Genomic DNA, 19124 nt, shown 5'->3' on the forward strand with positions numbered 1-19124 from the left:
TCAGTGCTCCTGCTCGAGGGGGATCGCGTGCACCAGCTCCACGAGCCGGGTGAGCACGTCGGGGTCGGTGGACGGCGGGACGCCGTGGCCGAGATTGAACACGTGGCCGGGGGCGGTGGCGCCGCGGCGGACGACGTCGCGCGCCGCCGCCTCCAGCACCGGCCACGGGGCCTCCAGCAGCGCCGGATCGAGGTTGCCCTGGAGCGGCACCGCGCCGCCGAGCAGGGCGTTCGCCTCGTCCAGCCCGATGTCGGCGGCCACGCCGACGACGTCGGCACCGGCGGCCAGCAGGTCGGGCAGCAGCTCGCGGGTGGCGGTGCCGAAGTGCACCCGGGGGACGCCGAGGTCGGCGACGGCGGAGAACACCGCCGCAGAGTGCGGCTGGACGGCGCTGCGGTACTCCGCCGGCGACAGCCGGCCCACCCACGAGTCGAACAGCTGGAGGGCCACGGCCCCTGCCTCGGCCTGCGCGCGGAGGAACGCCGCGGTCATCCCCGCGACCCTGGCGAGCAGCCGGTGCCACGTGGCGGGGTCCTCGGCCAGCAGTGCCCTGGTGGCGGGCAGCGCCCGGTCGGGGCGTCCCTCCACGAGGTAGGACGCGAGGGTGAACGGGGCGCCGGCGAAGCCGATCAGCGGGACGCCGCCGAGGCGCTCGACGCTCGCCGCGACACCCTCGCGCACCGGCGCGAGCGCGGCGGGGTCGAGGTCAGGGAGGGCGTCCACGTCCGCGGCGGTACGGACGGGCGCGTCGAGCACGGGCCCGACGCCGGCGACGATCTCGACGCCGATCCCGGCCAGCCGCAGCGGGACGACGATGTCGGAGAAGAAGATGGCGGCGTCCACGTCGTGCCGGCGCACGGGCTGGCAGGTGATCTCCGCCGCCAGCTCCGGGGTCAGGCACGCCTCGAGCATCGAGGTGCCCTCGCGGAGCGCCCGGTACTCCGGCAGCGAGCGGCCGGCCTGCCGCATGAACCACACCGGGCGGCGTCCGGTCGGACGTCCGGCGTAGGCCGCCAGCAGGGGTGCCGGGGGAACGGCCCCGCTCACCGTCCGGCCTCGACGTCGATCCCGAACAGGGTGTTCAGGGCGCGCGAGTAGTCGGCCAGCCCGCCGCTGCGGGCGAGCTCCGCCGCGCGCACCGACGGCGCGTGCAGCAGCGCGTTGGAGACCCGGCGCAGCGACTGGGCGACGGCCGCGGCGGTCTCCGCGTCGTAGCGGCGGTTCGCCGACTCGATCTCGCGTTCGATGAACTGGCTGATGTGTGCCCGCATGGCGGTGACGGCGGGCGTCGCGGCCCGTCCCTGCTCGAGGTGCAGGTAGGCCTCCACCCCCCGGGAGACGAGGTCGCGCGCGGCGAGGACGGCCGCCCCCTGCTCGGCCGGGGCGTGCGCGCCGATCTCCGCCAGGTCGATCAGGTCCACCTCGAGCAGGTCGGCGGCGTCCGGGGCGACGTCACCGGACAGCGACAGGTCGAGCACCGGCAGCAGCGCGGTGGATGCGGACCGCGCGCCCGCCAGCCGGCCGGCGCTGATCGCCGGTTCGCCGTGGTGCTCCCCGCCGCTGCAGGTGATCACCAGGTCGGCCGACGAGAGCGCCTCGTCCAGCCCGTCCGGGTCGACGGCGATCACCGGGTGGCTCCGGGCGAACCGGTCGGCCCGGCCGCTGGGGGAGAACACGTGGATGTCGACGCAGTCGCGCCGGGCGAGCGCTGCGGTGACCACCCGCGCGTAGCTGCCGGTACCGACCACGAGGACGCGGCGCCCGGCGAGCGGGAAGTGCCGGGACTCGACCAGGTCGAGGCCGATCGTCGCCACCGAACGGCCGGACGCGCCGAGCGCGGTCTCTGTGGTGACCGCCTTCGCGGTGGTCAGGGCGGCGTGGAAGAGGCGGTGGAGTGCGGCGCTGGCGCGATCGCCGGCGGCGGCCAGCGCCTCGCGCACCTGCCCGATGACCTCTGCCTCGCCGACCACCATCGATTCGAGCCCGCTGGCGACCTCCAGGAGGTGCTGGACGGCGGCCTGGCCGACGTACACCTCGAACTGGTCCACGACGCCGCGCTGGTCGGAGGGCAGGGCCTCACGGACGGCAGCCAGGGCCGACTCCAGCCCGGCGTGGAAGGACGCGGACTCGAGGTAGAGCTCGAACCGGTTGCAGGTGCTCAGCAGCACCATTCCGGTGAGCCCGGCCCCGTCGAGGCGGTCGAGGACCGCATCGCCGTGACGGCTCAGGGCCGCGAGGTCCTCCAGCGGGACACGGTGGTGGCTGATGCCGATGGCGGTGAGTGGCACGTCGAGCATGGTAACCCAGCGACCCGCCGCGCCCAGCTCAGGTGGAATATTCATTCGAGATGCGGCATAGTCATTGGCATGACGATCACGGTTGCGGTGGCGGGAGCCACCGGCTATGCGGGCGGTGAGCTCCTGCGGCTCCTGCTGGGCCACCCGGAGGTGGAGATCGGTGCGCTGACGGCCGGCTCGAACGCCGGGACGCGGCTGCTCGCCCACCACCCACACCTCACGCCGCTGGCCGACCGCGTGGTGGCGGAAACGTCGGCGGACATCCTCTCCGGCCACGACGTGGTCTTCCTTGCGCTCCCGCACGGCCACTCCGCCGCTGTCGCCGCCCAGCTCGGTCCCGACGTCCTCGTGGTGGACGCGGGCGCCGACCACCGGCTCACCGACGCCGCGCAGTGGCGGCAGTTCTACGGCACGGAGCACGCCGGCACCTGGCCCTATGGGCTGCCGGAACTGCCCGGCCAGCGCGCGGTGCTCTCGGCCACGCGCCGGATCGCCGTCCCCGGCTGCTACCCGACCTCGGTGACCCTGGCGCTGCTGCCCGCGCTCACCGGCGGACTGGTCACCGGACGTGACGTGGTCGCCGTCGCGGCCAGCGGCACGTCCGGGGCGGGGAAGTCGCTGAAGCCGAACCTGCTCGGTGCGGAGGTGATGGGCTCGGTGAGCGCCTACGGCGTCGGTGGCGTCCACCGCCACGTGCCGGAGATGCTCCAGAACTTCGGCCTGCTCGGGGCACGTGAGCCGTCGCTGTCGTTCACCCCGCTGCTCGCGCCGATGCCCCGCGGGATCCTGGCCACGGTCACCGCGCCGCTGGCCGCGGAGGTGCCCGCCGACGTGGTGCGCGCCACCTACGCCGCCGCGTACGACGACGAGCCCTTCGTCACGCTGCTGCCCGAGGGCATGTGGCCGCAGACGCAGTCGATCGTCGGCTCCAACGCCGTGCACGTGCAGGTGACCGTCGACGCCGCGGTCGGGCGACTGGTCGCCGTCGCCGCGCTCGACAACCTCACCAAGGGCACCGCCGGCGGTGCCGTCCAGTCGATGAACATCGCCCTCGGCCTGCCCGAGGCCCAGGGCCTGACCACGATCGGAGTCGCACCGTGAACACTCCCCGGGCTTCCTCTCCACTGCGCTCCTTCGGCCAGCTCCCTGGGGACCCCGCATGAGCGTCACCGCAGCCAAGGGCTTCCTCGCCGCCGGCGTCACCGCGGGCATCAAGGCGTCCGGCCGTCCCGACCTCGCCCTCGTGGTGAACGAGGGCCCGGACGCGCACGCCGCCGCGGTCTTCACCTCCAACCGGTTCACCGCGGCACCCGTGGTGTGGAGCAGGCAGGCGGTCGCCGACGGCCGCCTGGCCGCCGTGGTGCTGAACTCCGGCGGGGCGAACGCCTGCACCGGCTCGGCCGGCCTGGCCGACGCCCGCCAGATGGCCGAGTGGACGGCGGCCGAGGTCGGGTGCGCCGCAGCGGACGTGGCCGTCTGCTCGACCGGCCTGATCGGCGTCCGGCTGCCGATGGACGCGGTGCTCACCGGCATCGAGCTGGCGTCCCAGGACCTCGCCCACACCGGCGGCCCCTCGGCCGCGGAGGCGATCCGCACCACCGACACCGTCTCGAAGGAGTCCATCCACACCTCCCCGGACGGCTGGACGATCGGTGGCATGGCCAAGGGGGCCGGCATGCTCGCCCCGGCGCTCGCCACGATGCTCGTGGTGATCACCACCGACGCGGTCGTCCCCGCCTCCGGGCTCGACGAGGCCCTGCGCACCGCCACCGGGTTCACCTTCGACCGCACCGACTCCGACGGCTGCATGTCCACCAACGACACCGTGATCCTGATGTCCTCCGGCGCCTCCGGGGTCACGCCCGACGCCGCGGAGTTCTCCGAGGCGCTCACCGGCGTCTGCGCGGACCTCGCCCGGCAGCTCCTGGCCGATGCCGAGGGCTCCGCGCACGACATCGAGGTGCGCGTGGAGGGTGCGGCCAGCGAGGCGGACGCCCTTGCGGTCGCCCGGGCGATCGCCCGCAGCAACCTGTTCAAGTGCGCGATCTTCGGCAACGACCCGAACTGGGGGCGCGTGCTCGCCTCTGCCGGCACCGTCCCCGCCGAGTACGACCCCGAGCACGTGGACGTCGCCTTCAACGGCGTCCGGGTGTTCGTCGACGGCCAGCTCGGTGCCGACCGCTCCGAGGTAGACCTCACCGCGCGGGAGGTGCTCGTGGAGGTGCACCTGCACGCCGGTGACGCGTCCGCGGCGATCTGGACCAACGACCTGACCTACGACTACGTCAAAGAGAACGCGGAGTACTCGACATGATCGATGCGGGGGACAAGGCGGCCATCCTGATCGAGGCCCTGCCCTGGCTGGAGGACTACGTCGGCAAGACCGTCGTGGTGAAGTACGGCGGCAACGCGATGGTCGACGACGACCTCAAGCGCGCGTTCGCCCAGGACATCGTGTTCCTGCGGATGGTGGGCGTGAAGCCGGTCGTCGTGCACGGCGGCGGGCCGCAGATCTCCTCGATGCTGGCCCGGCTGGGCATCGCCAGCGAGTTCCGCGGCGGCCTCCGGGTGACCACGCCCGAGGCCATGGATGTCGTCCGGATGGTGCTGATGGGCCAGGTGAACCGCGAACTCGTCGGTCTGCTCAACGCCCACGGCCCGCTCGCGGTCGGGCTCTCCGGGGAGGACGCCGGCCTGCTGATCGCCGAGCGCAAGGGGATCGAGCTCGACGGGGAGCAGATCGACCTCGGCCTGGTGGGCGAGGTCGCAGAGGTGAAGCCCGGCGCCGTCCTCGACCTGATCAACGCCGGCCGCATCCCGGTGGTGGCGACCGTGGCCCCCGACGAGGAGGGCCAGGTGCACAACGTGAACGCCGACACCGCGGCCGGTGCCCTGGCCGCGGCCCTCGGCGCCGAGCGCCTCGTCGTGCTCACCGACGTGGCCGGCCTGTACGCGGACTGGCCCGCCTCGACCGAGGTGATCCGGGAGATCGACGCGGACGCCCTCGCCTCGCTGCTGCCCAGCCTGGCGTCCGGGATGATCCCGAAGATGGAGGCCTGCCTGGGCGCCGTCCGGGCCGGGGTCACCCGGGCCACCGTCATCGACGGCCGGGTGCCGCACTCGCTGCTGCTCGAGATCTTCACCGACGAGGGCATCGGCACGATGGTCACTCCGGGGGCCCGGGCATGAGCGTCGCGACGGCGACCGGCAGCCAGGCCGACCTGACCGCCCGCTACGCCCACGCCCTGATGAACACCTTCGGGCCGCCGAAGCGGGTGTTCGTCCGGGGCGAGGGTGTGCACCTGTGGGACGCGGACGGCGCCCGCTACCTCGACCTGCTGGCCGGACTCGCGGTGAACGCGCTCGGCCACGCGCACCCGCAGGTGCTCGGAGCCATCTCCGCCCAGCTGTCGACGCTCGGGCACGTGTCGAACTTCTTCGCCACCCCCACGCAGATCGCGCTGGCCGAGCGGCTCGCCGGGTTCGTGACGGCCAACGCGCCCGGCCTGGAGGCCCGGGTGTTCTTCACCAACTCCGGCACGGAGGCGAACGAGGCCGGCTTCAAGATCTCCCGGCGCACCGGACGCACCCGGCTGGTGGCCATGGAGGGCGCGTTCCACGGACGCAGCCTCGGCGCCCTCGCGCTCACCGCGAACCCCGCCTACCGGGAGCCCTTCGAGCCGCTGCCCGGGGAGGTCGTGTTCGTGCCCTACGGCGACGCGGACGCGCTGGCGGCCGTGGTCGACGAGACCGTGGCTGCCGTGGTCATCGAGCCGATCCAGGGCGAGAACGGCGTCGTCGAGCCCCCGTCGGACTTCCTCGCGCGTGCGCGCGCGATCTGTTCAGCCTCCGGAGCGCTGCTCTGGCTGGACGAGGTGCAGACCGGGATCGGGCGGTGCGGTGACTGGCTGGCCAGCACGGCCTCCGGCGTCACGGCGGACATCGTCACCTTCGCCAAGGGCCTGGGCAACGGCTTCCCCGTCGGTGCCTGCGTCGCCACGGGCGCGGCCGCGTCCCTGTTGGGCCCCGGTTCCCACGGCACCACGTTCGGCGGCAACCCGGTGGCGGCCGCCGCCGGCCTGGCCGTGCTCGGCATCATCGAGCGGGACGGGCTGCTGGCGCGGGCCGTCGAGGCCGGCGACCGCCTGGCCGCAGGGATCCTCGCGCTGGGGCACCCGCAGGTCGTCGGCGTGCGTGGCCGCGGGCTGCTGCGCGGCGTGCTGCTGGCAGACCCCGTCGCGCCCGCCGTCGCGGAGGCGGCGCTGGAGGCGGGGTTCGTGATCAACGCGCCCCGCCCGCACGTGCTGCGCCTCGCCCCGCCGCTGGTCATCTCCGACACCGACCTCGACTCCTTCGTCGCGGCCCTGCCCGGGCTCCTCGACGCGGTGGGTACGGCCGGGGGACGGCCATGACCGAGTCCCGTACGCCGCTGACGAAGTCGGCGCGCCAGTCCCGGATCGTCGAGCTGATCGAGCGCGAGGTCGTCCGCAGCCAGACAGAGCTGGCCGCCCGGCTCGCCGCGGACGGGATCGCGGTGTCGCAGGGCACCCTCAGCAAGGATCTCCTCGAGCTCGGCGCCGTCCGCGTCCGCACCCCTGCGGGCGAGTTCGCCTACGCCCTGCTGGCCGGGGAACACGCTCCCGGCACCCCGGCCGCGCTCGCCCGCCTCAACCGCCTCGCCGGAGAGCTGCTGCTGTCGGCGGAGGGGTCGGCCAACCTCACCGTCCTGCGGACACCCCCCGGCGCGGCACAGTTCTTCGCCTCGGCGATCGACAAGGTCGGCTGGGACTCCGTCCTCGGTACCATCGCGGGCGACGACACCGTGGTCATCGTCACCCGTGCCGCGGACGGCGGGGCGGCGATGGCCGAGGCCTTCCTCGGACTGCACACCAGCTGAAAGGCGCCAGATGACAGACCCCACCGACTCCGGGCGACTCTGGGGCGGCCGGTTCGCCGGCGGACCCGCCGAGGCGATGTTCGCGCTCAGCAGGTCGACCCAGTTCGACTGGAGGCTCGCCCGCCACGACCTCGCCGGCTCGAAGGCGCACGCCCTCGCGCTGCACGCAGCGGGCCTGCTCACCGACGAGGAGTTCGCGGCCATGGTCGCCGGCCTCGACGCGCTGGACGCGGACGTCGCCTCCGGCGCCTTCGTGGCCGCGGCCACCGACGAGGACGTCCACGGTGCCCTGGAGCGCGGCCTGATCGAGCGGGTCGGCGCCGACCTCGGCGGGCGGCTGCGCGCCGGGCGCTCCCGCAACGACCAGATCGCCACCCTGATCCGCGCGTACCTGAGGGACGCGAACACCGCCCTTGCCGACGACCTGAAGGCGCTCGCCGGCGCGCTGGCCACCCAGGCGGAGGCCCACCTCGGCGCGATCATGCCGGGGCGCACGCACCTCCAGTCCGCGCAGCCGGTGCTGCTCAGCCACCACCTGCTCGCGCACGCGTGGCCGCTGGTGCGCGACCTCCAGCGCCTGCGGGACCTCGACGCCCGGCTCTCCGTGAGCCCGTACGGCTCGGGGGCGCTCGCCGGCACCTCCCTCGGTCTCGACCCCGAACTGGTGGCGCGCGCGCTCGGCTTCTCCTCCTCGGTGCCGAACAGCATCGACGGCACCGCGTCCCGGGACCTCGTGGCGGAGGAGGCCTACGTGCTCGCCCAGATCGGCGTCGACCTGTCGCGCCTCAGTGAGGACGTGATCCTGTGGTGCACCCACGAGTTCGGCTTCGCCACCCTGGACGACGCGTGGTCGACGGGTTCGAGCATCATGCCGCAGAAGAAGAACCCGGACGTCGCCGAGCTCGCCCGCGGCAAGGCCGGGCGCCTGATCGGGAACCTCGCCGGCCTGCTGGCCACCTGCAAGGGCCTGCCGCTGGCGTACAACCGCGACCTCCAGGAGGACAAGGAGCCGGTGTTCGACAGCCTCGACCAGCTCCGCGTCCTGCTGCCGGCGATGACGGGAATGGTTGCGACGCTGCGCTTCCACACCGCACGGATGGCCGACCTCGCGCCGCGCGGGTTCTCGCTGGCGACCGATGTCGCCGACTGGCTCGTGCGCCGTCGGGTGCCGTTCGCCCGGGCCCACGAGATCGCGGGGGCGTGCGTCCGCGCCTGCGAGGCGGCCGGCCAGGAGCTCTCCGACCTCACAGCGGAGCAGCTCGCCGCCATCTCGCCGGAGCTGGACGTGGACGTGCTCGCCGTGCTCACCGCCGAAGGCTCGGTGTCGTCCCGGAACGGACGCGGCGGCACCGCGCCCCAGGCCGTGCGGGCCCAGCTCGCCGAGCTCCGGGCCGCGCTGGGCTGAGAGCTCAGTCGGCCGCGGACGGCCTGGCGACACCGTGCTCGAAGGCGATCACGACCAGTTGAGCGCGGTCGCGCGCGCCGAGCTTGGACAGCAGCCGGCTGACGTGGGTCTTGGTCGTGGCGTAGCTGATCACCAGCCGCTCGGAGATCTCGGCGTTGCTGAGTCCCGCGGCCACCGCGCGCAGCACGTCGAGTTCCCGGTCGGTCAGGCCCTCGAGCCGGCGGGACGGCGGCGCGACCGGGGCGGTTCGCCGGAACTCCTCGATGAGGCGCCGCGTGGCCCTCGGCGCCAGCAGCGCCTCGCCGTCGGCCACCGTCCTCAGGGCGTCCAGCAGGCGCTGCGGCTCGGTGTCCTTGGGCAGGAAACCGCTCGCTCCGGCCCGCAGCGCCGCGAACACGTTCTCGTCGTGGTCGAACGTCGTCAGCACCAGGATGCGGGTCCCGGCCGCCGCGGGGTCGCCGACCAGGCGGCGGGTCGCCTCGAGCCCGTCGATGCCCGGCATGCGGATGTCCATCAGCAGCACGTCGGGGTGGCGTTCGCGGACGAGCGCGAGAGCGGCCAGCCCGTCCGCTGCCTCGCCGACCACCTCGAACCCGGGCTCGTGCCTCAGCAGCACCGCGAGCCCGCTGCGCACCAGCGCCTCGTCGTCGGCGATCCCGACCGTGATCATCGTCCAGCCTCCTCCGGCCGCGGGAGCTCCGCGGCCACCTCGTACCCGCCGCCCGCACGGTTGCCGGCGCGGAACCGGCCGCCCCAGACGGCGACCCGCTCCCGCATCCCGACCTGGCCGGTGCCCTCGCGGGCGTGGGCGGGGGCGCCGCGCCCGTGGTCGGCGACCGAGAGCACGAGCCGGTCGGGCTCGTAGCGCACCTCCACCTCCGCCCGGTCGGCCCCGGAGTGCTTGACGACGTTGGTGAGCGACTCCTGGAGCACCCGGTACGCGGTCAGGCCGAGGGACTCGGTGAGCGGCCACGGTTCGCCGGTCCGGGTCACGGACACCCGCACGCCCGCGTCCGCCGAGCGCCCCACGAGGTCGTCCAGGTCGTCCAGGCCGGGCGAGGGCGCGGCGTCGTCCTCGGGGTTGCGCAGGGCGCCGAGGATCTGGCGCACCTCCTGCAGCGACGCCCGGCTGCGCTCCGCGATCGCCAGCAGCGACGAGCGGGCCTCCTCCGGGTCGGACAGCGCCACCCGCGCACCGACGCCGGCCTGGAGCGCGATCACACCCAGTGAGTGGCCGACGACGTCGTGCAGGTCTCGCGCGATGCGCAGCCGCTCCTCGCTGACCGCCATCCGGCTGGCCTCCTCCTGTGCGCGCTCGGCCAGCTCCGCGCGCTCGGCGAGCAGGCGCGTGGACTCGGCGTGGGCCCGCGCGCCCCAGCCCAGGGCGAAGGCTCCGATGAACAGGGCGAGGTTCGTCGCGAACTCCGGCCACCCCATCCGTCCCGGCAGCGCGGCGACCGCGACCAGCAGGACGCCGCAGAACGCTGCCGCGACCGCTGTCGCCCCCCGGCCGGTGCGTGCCGCGACGGTGTAGGCGCCGAGGAACAGGCCGGTCCCGATGACGGCCGTGCCGTGGCCGAGCAGCAGCAGGCTGAACACCGCCGCTCCGGCGACGAGCAGCACCGGCAGCGGTGCCCGCCGCCGCAGGGCGTAGGGGAGGGAGGCGAGCAGCACAAGGCCCAGGTGCACCGGGTCGGCGGTCAGCGAGCCGGCGGCGGCCATCGTCGCGAGCGATGCCCCCAGCAGGGCGAGCGCGAGCGCGCCGTCGAGGACCCAGGGCCTCGCGGCATCGATTCGCTGGAGGGCACGCCAGATGCTCACCCGCCAAGCATCCCGTGCCCCGCCGAGGCCGGACAACGGTCCCGGGACGGAGGCCGGCGTCCATCCCGGGACGGATGCCGCGCCGCGGTCCACCCCGGGATGCACGGCGAAGACCACGCCCTGGCCGGACGCGGCGCCCGCCGGCGCTGGCGAGGATGGGCCCATGACCTCGGACAGCTCCTCCCCGCACGACTCCCTCGGCCTGCCGCGCCCGCTGCGCGCCGGGCTCGCCGTCCTCGCCGGCGCCGCGTCCGGCCTCGCCTGGGCCTGGTACGAACCGCGCGGCCCGGTCACGGCCGTCCAGGCCGTTGCGCTGATGACCAGCGGCCTGGCCGTCGGGATGCTGGGCGGCCGGCTCACCCGCTCGCGGTGGGCGGCCCTGGCGATGCCGGCGGCCCACATCCTCGCCTTCGAGGTGGCACGCCAGGGCACCGGCCTGCCCAGCGCCGGTCCGGTGGTGCTCGACTCCGCCTTCGGCGTCGTCGCGTTCCTGCTCGGCCGCGTCGTGCCGTGGGCGCTCGCCGGGGTGCCGATGGCCCTCGGCGCCGCCTGGGGCCGGCGGCGGATGCCGGGGCGGGCCCCGTGGGCCCTGGCCGCGGCGACGACGGCCACCGCGTTGCTGGCCGGCTGGCTGCTGCTGCCACCGACCGCGGCCCCCGTCGGGCGGGACGTCGCCCCAGGGGGCGGGTTCGCCGAACTCGAGGAGGTGACCCTCGGCGGCCACTCCCAGTGGATCCAGGTCCGGGGGACCGACCCGGGCAACCCGGTGCTGCTCTACCTCAGCGGCGGGCCGGGCCAGAGCGACCTCGCGTTCTCCCGCGTCCTGCTCGAGCCGCTCCTGGCCGACGTCACGATCGTCGGCTGGGACCAGCGCGGCACGGGCAAGTCGTACCCGTCGCTCGACGCCGCGGGGCTCAGCCTCGACCGGGCGGTCGACGACGTCGTCGAGCTCGCCCGGCACCTGCGTGACCGCTTCGACGGGCGACCCATCCATCTGCTGGGCGAGTCGTGGGGGAGCCTGCTCGGGGTGCTCGCCGTCCAGCGGGCTCCTGAGCTCTTCGCGTCCTACATCGGCAGCGGGCAGATGGTGGACGTTCTGGAGACCGACCGCCGGATCTACGCCGACCTGGTCGCCGCGGCCGGGACGGCCGGGGACGGCGCGCTCGTGGCGGAGCTCGCACAGCTCTCCCCGCCGCCGTACCCGAGCGTGTTCGACTACGGGCGGATCATGACGCTCTACCCGGTGCTCGAGGGCACGTACACCCCGCCGCGCGAGTACCGGGAGCGCGCGGCCGCCGGCGGCGTCGGCCCGCTCGGGGTGCTCGGCCAGGAGTACGGCCCGATCGAGAAGCTGAACGTCGTGCGCGGCCTGCTGGACATGTTCTCGGTGATGTACCCGCAGCTCCAAGGGGTCGACCTCCGCCGGGAGGCGCCGCGGCTCGAGGTGCCGGTCTTCATCCTGTGCGGTGACCACGAGCTCGCCGCACGGACCGACCCCGCCCGGGCCTGGTTCGACCGGCTCGAGGCGCCGGCCAAGCGCTGGTACCAGCTGCCGGACGCGGGCCACTCGGTGGCCTTCGAGCAGGCCGGCGAGCTGCGCCGCATCCTGCGCGAGGACGTCCCGGGCGCCGCGACCCGCTAGGCGCGCGCCGTCCCCGGTCCCGTCCGGAGTCCGGGCCCGCTCTGATCTAGGCTTACGCAGCGTGAATGCCGTACTCGACGAACTGACCTGGCGGGGCTTCATCGCCCACTCCACCGACCCGGACGCGCTGTCGTCCGCCTTCGACGCCGGACGGGTGAGTTCCTATGTCGGCTTCGACCCCACGGCGCCCAGCATCCACATGGGCAACCTGGTCCAGCTGATGCTGTCGCGGATCCTCCAATCGGGGGGCCACCGCCCGTTCCTGCTGGTGGGTGGCTCGACCGGCCTGATCGGTGACCCCAAGCAGAGCTCGGAGCGCAACCTGAACCCCAGGGAGCTCGTCCACGAATGGGTGGAGAAGATCCGGGCCCAGGTGAGCCGGTTCGTCGACTTCGACGGGCCCGACGGGGCGGTCGTGGTCAACAACTACGACTGGACCAGTGAGTTGTCGACCCTCGACTTCCTGCGGAACATCGGCAAGCACTTCAGCGTGAACCGGATGCTCGACCGCGAGGTGGTGAAGGCGCGCCTGGAGTCGGGGATCTCGTACACGGAGTTCTCCTACGTGCTGCTCCAGTCGCTGGACTTCCTCGAGCTCTACCGGCGCCACGGCGTGATCCTCCAGACAGGGGGCTCCGACCAGTGGGGCAACCTGACCGCTGGGGTGGACCTGATCCGCCGGGCGGAGGGCGCGAAGGTGCACGCCCTCGCCACGCCGCTGCTCACGAAGGCCGACGGGACGAAGTTCGGCAAGACCGAGTCGGGGACCATCTGGCTCGATCCCGCGATGACGAGTCCCTATGCGTTCCACCAGTTCTTCCTGAACGCAGAGGACGCGATGGTGGTGCAGTACCTGAAGATCTTCACCCGCCGCAGCGCGGAGGAGATCGAGGACCTTGCCCGGCAGACCGCGGAGGCACCGCACCTGCGGGCCGCCCAGCGTGCGCTCGCCGACGACATCACCGACCTGGTGCACTCGCCGGCCGAGCGGCGCGCGGCCGCGGCCGCGGCCGCGGCGATCTTCGGCAGGGAGGAGCTCGCCGGGCTCCCGGAGCCGACGCTGCGCGCCGTGGTCGCAGAGCTCGGCAGCCCGCCCCTGCGCGTGGGGGAGGAGCTCCCGACGGTCGTCGAGGTCCTGGTTGCCGCCGGCGTGGTGGCGTCACGGTCGGCCGCACGGCGGGCCATCGACGAGGGTGGCGCCTACCTGAACAACCGCAAGGTGACCGACGCGGACGCCCGGCTGGTGGCCGAAGACCTGCTCCACGGGCGGTTCGTCGTCGTGCGCCGGGGGCGCCGCACGGTGGGTGCCCTCGCGGTCGAACGGTGACGACACGCCCGGGCGTCCGGCCGATTTGACCCTGCCCGGCGAACTGCGTAATGTTCATCGAGCGCTGCCGGTGAGGCGGACGGGACAGGAAAGCTCCTGGAACGGCCGGATCGGGGCGCCAAACCACCACTGACTAGCACGGATGCGATGTGCGCTCATGCCAGAGCCCATCCAGATCCGGACTTCGTCGCGGGTGGTGGGTGGCTGAAAGGCCGGTTTGACACCGGTCGGAAGGCCAAGTAAAGTAAGACGAGTTGCCCCAAGCAGCGGTGAAAGCCAAAGCGAGGAGCGCACCCGAAACTTGAGAACTCAACAGCGTGCTTTAAAAGTCAATGCACAATAGGCACTTTAAACAGTGCCAAATCAACCCCGTACCGGGGAGTGCGAGGCGCAAGCCGAACATGATCCGGACGGATTCCTTTGATTATTGAACAGATCCAGCAATGGGTCTGCGTCAGTGTCAAACCAAAGTTGACAGCTAACGGGCTTCGGCCTGGCTGATAATTTTCAACGGAGAGTTTGATCCTGGCTCAGGACGAACGCTGGCGGCGTGCTTAACACATGCAAGTCGAACGGTGACGAGGAGCTTGCTCCTCTGATCAGTGGCGAACGGGTGAGTAACACGTGAGCAACCTACCCTTGACTCCGGGATAACAGTTGGAAACAGCTGCTAATACCGGATACGACCTCCGCAGGCATCTGCAGAGGTGGAAAGCTCCGACGGTCAAGGATGGGCTCGCGGCCTATCAGCTTGTTGGTGAGGTAACGGCTCACCAAGGCGACGACGGGTAGCCGGCCTGAGAGGGCGACCGGCCACACTGGGACTGAGATACGGCCCAGACTCCTACGGGAGGCAGCAGTGGGGAATATTGCACAATGGGCGAAAGCCTGATGCAGCAACGCCGCGTGCGGGATGACGGCCTTCGGGTTGTAAACCGCTTTCAGCAGGGACGAAGTGAAAATGACGGTACCTGCAGAAGAAGCACCGGCTAACTACGTGCCAGCAGCCGCGGTGATACGTAGGGTGCGAGCGTTGTCCGGAATTATTGGGCGTAAAGAGCTTGTAGGCGGTCTGTTGCGTCGGAAGTGAAAACTCAGGGCTTAACCCTGAGCCTGCTTTCGATACGGGCAGACTTGAGGGATGTAGGGGAGAACGGAATTCCTGGTGGAGCGGTGGAATGCGCAGATATCAGGAGGAACACCAGTGGCGAAGGCGGTTCTCTGGACATTTCCTGACGCTGAGAAGCGAAAGCGTGGGGAGCAAACAGGCTTAGATACCCTGGTAGTCCACGCCGTAAACGGTGGGCACTAGGTGTGGGACCCATTCCACGGGTTCCGTGCCGAAGCTAACGCATTAAGTGCCCCGCCTGGGGAGTACGGCCGCAAGGCTAAAACTCAAAGGAATTGACGGGGGCCCGCACAAGCGGCGGAGCATGCGGATTAATTCGATGCAACGCGAAGAACCTTACCTGGGTTTGACATATACCGGAAACATCTGGAGACAGGTGCCCCGCAAGGTCGGTATACAGGTGGTGCATGGCTGTCGTCAGCTCGTGTCGTGAGATGTTGGGTTAAGTCCCGCAACGAGCGCAACCCTCGTTCTATGTTGCCAGCGGTTCGGCCGGGAACTCATAGAAGACTGCCGGGGTCAACTCGGAGGAAGGTGGGGATGACGTCAAGTCATCATGCCCCTTATGTCCAGGGCTTCACGCATGCTACAATGGCTGGTACAAAGGGCTGCAATACCGCAAGGTGGAGCGAATCCCATAAAGCCAGTCTCAGTTCGGATTGGGGTCTGCAACTCGACCCCATGAAGTCGGAGTCGCTAGTAATCGCAGATCAGCAACGCTGCGGTGAATACGTTCCCGGGCCTTGTACACACCGCCCGTCAAGTCATGAAAGTCGGTAACACCCGAAGCCGGTGGCCTAACCCTTGTGGAGGGAGCCGTCGAAGGTGGGACCGGTAATTAGGACTAAGTCGTAACAAGGTAGCCGTACCGGAAGGTGCGGCTGGATCACCTCCTTTCTAAGGAGCCATTGGCAGGCCTAATCAAACCTGTCCAGCGCTTCCGTTCCATCGCACACGTCGATGGCGGAGCAGGCACCGAAGTGGAACATTGACCACTAAGTTGAGCCACCTGTCTCGTCAGTACAACCTCCGGTTCGCCGGCGGAGTGGAACCTCGAGATCAGGAGTGATACCCGAAGCACGCTGTTGGGCCCTGAAGGGTCGGTTGCCTGGCAACCCCTCTTCTGCGGACCAGCTGCCGGAGCCACTCGTGGCGCCGGCCCTGGGCCCGCCCGTTACTTGAGAACTGCACAGTGGACGCGAGCATCTTTGTAGTGAAATAACAAGCTACTAAGGGCAATCGGTGGATGCCTAGGCATCAAGAGCCGATGAAGGACGTTGTAACCTGCGATAAGCCCCGGGGAGCTGGTAAACGAGCTTCGATCCGGGGATCTCCGAATAGGGAAACCTCGAAAGAAACCGGAGTAATGTCCGGCGACCTCTACCTGAACACATAGGGTAGTTGGAGGGAACGTGGGGAAGTGAAACATCTCAGTACCCACAGGAAAAGAAAACAACCGTGATTCCGTAAGTAGTGGCGAGCGAACGCGGAAGAGGCCAAACCCAGCGTGTGTGATAGCTAACAGGCGTTGCATGCTGGGGGTAGTGGGGCCGCTCCGACCGGGCTGTTAACCGGTCAGGGAGTCAAAAAAGATCAATGAAGTCGAAGGACTCTGGGAAGTTCCGGCAAAGAAGGTAACACCCCTGTAGATGTAAGTTGATCTCTCCCGAGCGTCACCCCAAGTAATGCGGAACCCCTGAAATTCCGCATGAATCTGGCGGGACCACCCGTTAAGCCTAAATACTCCTTGATGACCGATAGCGGACAAGTACCGTGAGGGAAAGGTGAAAAGTACCCCGGGAGGGGAGTGAAATAGTACCTGAAACCGATTGCCTACAATCCGTCGGAGCCTGCAAGGGTGACGGCGTGCCTTTTGAAGAATGAGCCTGCGAGTTAGTGGTACGTGGCGAGGTTAACCCGTGTGGGGAAGCCGTAGCGAAAGCAAGTCCGAATAGGGCGACATAGTCGCGTGCTCTAGACCCGAAGCGTAGTGATCTATCCATGGCCAGGGTGAAGCGACGGTAAGACGTCGTGGAGGCCCGAACCCACTTGGGTTGAAAACCGAGGGGATGAGCTGTGGATAGGGGTGAAAGGCCAATCAAACTACGTGATAGCTGGTTCTCCCCGAAATGCATATAGGTGCAGCGTCGCGTGTTTCTTACCGGAGGTAGAGCACTGGATGGTCTAGGGGGCCCACAAGCTTACCGAAATCAGCCAAACTCCGAATGCCGGTAAGTGAGAGCGCGGCAGTGAGACTGTGGGGGATAAGCTTCATAGTCGAGAGGGAAACAGCCCAGAACACCAGCTAAGGCCCCTAAGAGATTGCTAAGTGGAAAAGGATGTGGAGTTGCACAGACAACCAGGAGGTTGGCTTGGAAGCAGCCACCCTTGAAAGAGTGCGTAATAGCTCACTGGTCAAGTGATTCTGCGCCGACAATTTAGCGGGGCTCAAGCAATCCGCCGAAGCTGTGTCATTCGCGTTGTAACCAGGCCCTCGTGGTCCAGGTGCGCGGATGGGTAGGGGAGCGTCGTGTGCGCGGTGAAGCGGCGGGGTAACCCAGCCGTGGAGAGCACACGAGTGAGAATGCAGGCATGAGTAGCGAATGACGGGTGAGAAACCCGTCCGCCGAATATCCAAGGGTTCCAGGGTCAAGCTAATCTGCCCTGGGTAAGTCGGGACCTAAGGCGAGGCCGACAGGCGTAGTCGATGGACAACGGGTTGATATTCCCGTACCGGCGAAACAACGACCCTGCCGAGGCGAGTAATGCTAAACACGCAAGAGACTGCGGCGGACTTCGGTCCAAGCAGTCTTGAGTCTGTGACCCAAACTCGTATTAGGCAAGCTGCGGAGGGACGCAGGAAGGTAGCCCAACCCGGGCGATGGTTGTCCCGGGCTAAGTGCGTAGGGCGAGGTGTAGGCAAATCCGCACCTCACGTGCCTGAGACATGATGGCGAGGAAGCCTCTGGCTTCTGAAGTGGGTGATCCTATGCTGCCTAGAAAATCTTCGTGAGCGAGTTGTTAGCCGCCCGTACCCTAAACCGACACAGGTGGATAGGTAGAGAATACCAAGGCGATCGAGAGAATCGTGGTGAAGGAACTCGGCAAAATACCCCCGTAACTTCGGGATAAGGGGGACCTGATCCGTCAGAGCACTTGCTGCTCGAAGCGGTGAGGGTCGCAGAGACCAGGCCCAAGCGACTGTTTACTAAAAACACAGGTCCGTGCCAAGTTGAAAGACGATGTATACGGACTGACTCCTGCCCGGTGCTGGAAGGTTAAGGGGAAGTGTCAGCGCAAGCGAAGCACCGAACTTAAGCCCCAGTAAACGGCGGTGGTAACTATAACCATCCTAAGGTAGCGAAATTCCTTGTCGGGTAAGTTCCGACCTGCACGAATGGAGTAACGATTTGGGCGCTGTCTCCACCACGAACTCGGCGAAATTGCATTACGAGTAAAGATGCTCGTTACGCGCAGCAGGACGGAAAGACCCCGGGACCTTTACTATAGTTTGGTATTGGTGATCGGTACAGCTTGTGTAGGATAGGTGGGAGACTTTGAAGCAGGGACGCCAGTTCTTGTGGAGTCAACGTTGAAATACCACTCTGGCTGTTCTGGTTATCTAACCTAGGTCCGTTATCCGGATCAGGGACAGTGCCTGATGGGTAGTTTGACTGGGGCGGTCGCCTCCCAAAATGTAACGGAGGCGCCCAAAGGTTCCCTCAGCCTGGTTGGCAATCAGGTTTTGAGTGTAAGTGCACAAGGGAGCTTGACTGTGAGAGGGACACCTCAAGCAGGGACGAAAGTCGGGACTAGTGATCTGACGGTGGCACGTGGAAGCGCCGTCACTCAACGGATAAAAGGTACCCCGGGGATAACAGGCTGATCTTGCCCGAGCGTCCATAGCGACGGCATGGTTTGGCACCTCGATGTCGGCTCGTCGCATCCTGGGGCTGGAGTCGGTCCCAAGGGTTGGGCTGTTCGCCCATTAAAGCGGCACGCGAGCTGGGTTTAGAACGTCGTGAGACAGTTCGGTCCCTATCCGCTGCGCGCGTAGGAATCTTGAGAGAGGCTGTCCTTAGTACGAGAGGACCGGGACGGACAAACCTCTGGTGTGCCAGTTGTTCTGCCAAGAGCACGGCTGGTTGGCTACGTTTGGAAGTGATAACCGCTGAAAGCATCTAAGCGGGAAGCACGTCTCAAGATGAGGGTTCCCACAGAGTTAATCTGGTAAGGCCCCCGGAAGACCACCGGGTTGATAGGTCGGATGTGGAAGTGCAGCAATGCATGGAGCTGACCGATACTAATAGGCCGAGGGCTTGTTTCCTACAAAGGTGCTACGCGTCCACTGTGCGGTTCTCGAGTCACGGTCGGGAGCCTCCCCGCAAGGGTGAGGCCCGTCACAACTCCATAGAGTTTCGGTGATCATGGCGAAGGGGAAACGCCCGGCTCCATTCCGAACCCGGAAGCTAAGCCCTTCAGCGCCGATGGTACTGCAGGTGGGAACCTGTGGGAGAGTAGGACGTCGCCGGACATACAAACACCCCCGTGGAGCTTCGGCCCCACGGGGGTGTTGTGCTTTTTCAGGTCATTGCTTTGCGCCGTC

At 68.9% G+C, this 19124-nt stretch carries 12 protein-coding genes and 3 rRNA genes; 11 read left to right on the forward strand and 4 right to left on the reverse strand.

Translation table 11 applies throughout. The annotated features are described in order from the left end of the window. Complete coding sequence (gene hemE, locus ACFQQJ_RS07010) at window positions 1–1047, reverse strand: uroporphyrinogen decarboxylase (RefSeq protein ID WP_377105266.1); 1047 nt, start codon at window positions 1045–1047, stop codon at window positions 1–3. Next, the gene (locus ACFQQJ_RS07015) at window positions 1044–2288 is read right to left on the reverse strand and encodes a glutamyl-tRNA reductase (RefSeq protein ID WP_377105267.1); all 1245 of its coding nucleotides are present in this window, start codon (window positions 2286–2288) and stop codon (window positions 1044–1046) included. Before ACFQQJ_RS07015 ends, hemE begins: the two co-directional genes overlap by 4 nt. A gap of 78 nt (window positions 2289–2366) precedes the next feature. Here ACFQQJ_RS07015 and argC point away from each other — a divergent pair, with 78 nt between their 5' ends. From argC to argH, 6 genes are read left to right on the forward strand one after another with little or no spacing between them, the layout of a single operon-like run. Then, entirely contained in the window at window positions 2367–3398 is a 1032-nt protein-coding gene (argC, locus tag ACFQQJ_RS07020) for an N-acetyl-gamma-glutamyl-phosphate reductase (RefSeq protein WP_377105268.1), read from the forward strand. Window positions 3399–3456: 58 nt separating this feature from the next. Further along, window positions 3457–4611 carry a bifunctional glutamate N-acetyltransferase/amino-acid acetyltransferase ArgJ gene (gene argJ / locus ACFQQJ_RS07025; RefSeq protein WP_377105269.1) on the forward strand — a complete coding sequence of 385 codons (1155 nt, stop codon included), beginning with the start codon at window positions 3457–3459 and terminating at the stop codon, window positions 4609–4611. Continuing rightward, window positions 4608–5486 (forward strand): acetylglutamate kinase, encoded by an 879-nt coding sequence (argB, locus tag ACFQQJ_RS07030; RefSeq protein ID WP_377105270.1) that lies wholly within the window; start codon window positions 4608–4610, stop codon window positions 5484–5486. The genes argJ and argB overlap by 4 nt, the downstream gene beginning before the upstream one ends. Further along, window positions 5483–6709 carry an acetylornithine transaminase gene (locus tag ACFQQJ_RS07035; protein WP_377105271.1) on the forward strand — a complete coding sequence of 409 codons (1227 nt, stop codon included), beginning with the start codon at window positions 5483–5485 and terminating at the stop codon, window positions 6707–6709. Before argB ends, ACFQQJ_RS07035 begins: the two co-directional genes overlap by 4 nt. Beyond that, the gene (locus ACFQQJ_RS07040; RefSeq protein ID WP_377105272.1) at window positions 6706–7194 is read left to right on the forward strand and encodes an arginine repressor; all 489 of its coding nucleotides are present in this window, start codon (window positions 6706–6708) and stop codon (window positions 7192–7194) included. Before ACFQQJ_RS07035 ends, ACFQQJ_RS07040 begins: the two co-directional genes overlap by 4 nt. Window positions 7195–7204: 10 nt before the next feature. Then, on the forward strand, window positions 7205–8599 hold the full coding sequence (gene argH, locus ACFQQJ_RS07045) for an argininosuccinate lyase (RefSeq protein ID WP_377105273.1): 1395 nt from the start codon (window positions 7205–7207) through the stop codon (window positions 8597–8599). Window positions 8600–8603: 4 nt separating this feature from the next. On the opposite strand, the gene ACFQQJ_RS07050 is transcribed toward argH, so the two are convergent. Together ACFQQJ_RS07050 and ACFQQJ_RS07055 are read right to left on the reverse strand one after the other, a co-directional pair. Beyond that, window positions 8604–9269, reverse strand: a complete 666-nt coding sequence (locus tag ACFQQJ_RS07050) for a response regulator (protein WP_377105274.1) — start codon at window positions 9267–9269, stop codon at window positions 8604–8606. After that, window positions 9266–10420 carry a sensor histidine kinase gene (locus ACFQQJ_RS07055; protein WP_377105275.1) on the reverse strand — a complete coding sequence of 385 codons (1155 nt, stop codon included), beginning with the start codon at window positions 10418–10420 and terminating at the stop codon, window positions 9266–9268. Before ACFQQJ_RS07055 ends, ACFQQJ_RS07050 begins: the two co-directional genes overlap by 4 nt. A gap of 163 nt (window positions 10421–10583) precedes the next feature. On the opposite strand from ACFQQJ_RS07055, the gene ACFQQJ_RS07060 reads away from it, so the two are divergent. The 5 genes from ACFQQJ_RS07060 to rrf all read left to right on the forward strand — a co-directional run bounded on the left by ACFQQJ_RS07060 (window position 10584) and on the right by rrf (window position 19052). Continuing rightward, window positions 10584–12062 carry an alpha/beta fold hydrolase gene (locus ACFQQJ_RS07060; protein ID WP_377105276.1) on the forward strand — a complete coding sequence of 493 codons (1479 nt, stop codon included), beginning with the start codon at window positions 10584–10586 and terminating at the stop codon, window positions 12060–12062. A gap of 61 nt (window positions 12063–12123) precedes the next feature. Then, window positions 12124–13389, forward strand: a complete 1266-nt coding sequence (gene tyrS / locus ACFQQJ_RS07065; protein WP_377105277.1) for a tyrosine--tRNA ligase — start codon at window positions 12124–12126, stop codon at window positions 13387–13389. A gap of 507 nt (window positions 13390–13896) precedes the next feature. Further along, window positions 13897–15415, forward strand: a 16S ribosomal RNA gene (locus ACFQQJ_RS07070). 322 nt (window positions 15416–15737) lie between these two features. Then, window positions 15738–18845, forward strand: a 23S ribosomal RNA gene (locus tag ACFQQJ_RS07075). A 90-nt stretch (window positions 18846–18935) separates the two neighbouring features. Continuing rightward, window positions 18936–19052 (forward strand): 5S ribosomal RNA (rrf, locus tag ACFQQJ_RS07080). Together the 16S, 23S and 5S rRNA genes form the textbook arrangement of a ribosomal RNA operon. The last annotated feature ends 72 nt before the right edge of the window (window positions 19053–19124 follow it).

Origin of the sequence: Propionicimonas sp. T2.31MG-18 (assembly GCF_964266745.1) — a bacterium.
Lineage (GTDB): Bacteria > Actinomycetota > Actinomycetes > Propionibacteriales > Propionibacteriaceae > Propionicimonas.

What these genes read in the sequence shown, in the direction of transcription:
- argC (WP_377105268.1), top strand. Translation starts at nt 2,367, where the DNA reads ATGACGATCACGGTTGCGGTGGCGGGAGCCACCGGCTATGCGGGCGGT.
- argJ (WP_377105269.1), top strand. Translation starts at nt 3,457, where the DNA reads ATGAGCGTCACCGCAGCCAAGGGCTTCCTCGCCGCCGGCGTCACCGCG.
- argB (WP_377105270.1), top strand. Translation starts at nt 4,608, where the DNA reads ATGATCGATGCGGGGGACAAGGCGGCCATCCTGATCGAGGCCCTGCCC.
- ACFQQJ_RS07035 (WP_377105271.1), top strand. Translation starts at nt 5,483, where the DNA reads ATGAGCGTCGCGACGGCGACCGGCAGCCAGGCCGACCTGACCGCCCGC.
- ACFQQJ_RS07040 (WP_377105272.1), top strand. Translation starts at nt 6,706, where the DNA reads ATGACCGAGTCCCGTACGCCGCTGACGAAGTCGGCGCGCCAGTCCCGG.
- argH (WP_377105273.1), top strand. Translation starts at nt 7,205, where the DNA reads ATGACAGACCCCACCGACTCCGGGCGACTCTGGGGCGGCCGGTTCGCC.
- ACFQQJ_RS07050 (WP_377105274.1), bottom strand. Translation starts at nt 9,269, where the DNA reads ATGATCACGGTCGGGATCGCCGACGACGAGGCGCTGGTGCGCAGCGGG.
- ACFQQJ_RS07060 (WP_377105276.1), top strand. Translation starts at nt 10,584, where the DNA reads ATGACCTCGGACAGCTCCTCCCCGCACGACTCCCTCGGCCTGCCGCGC.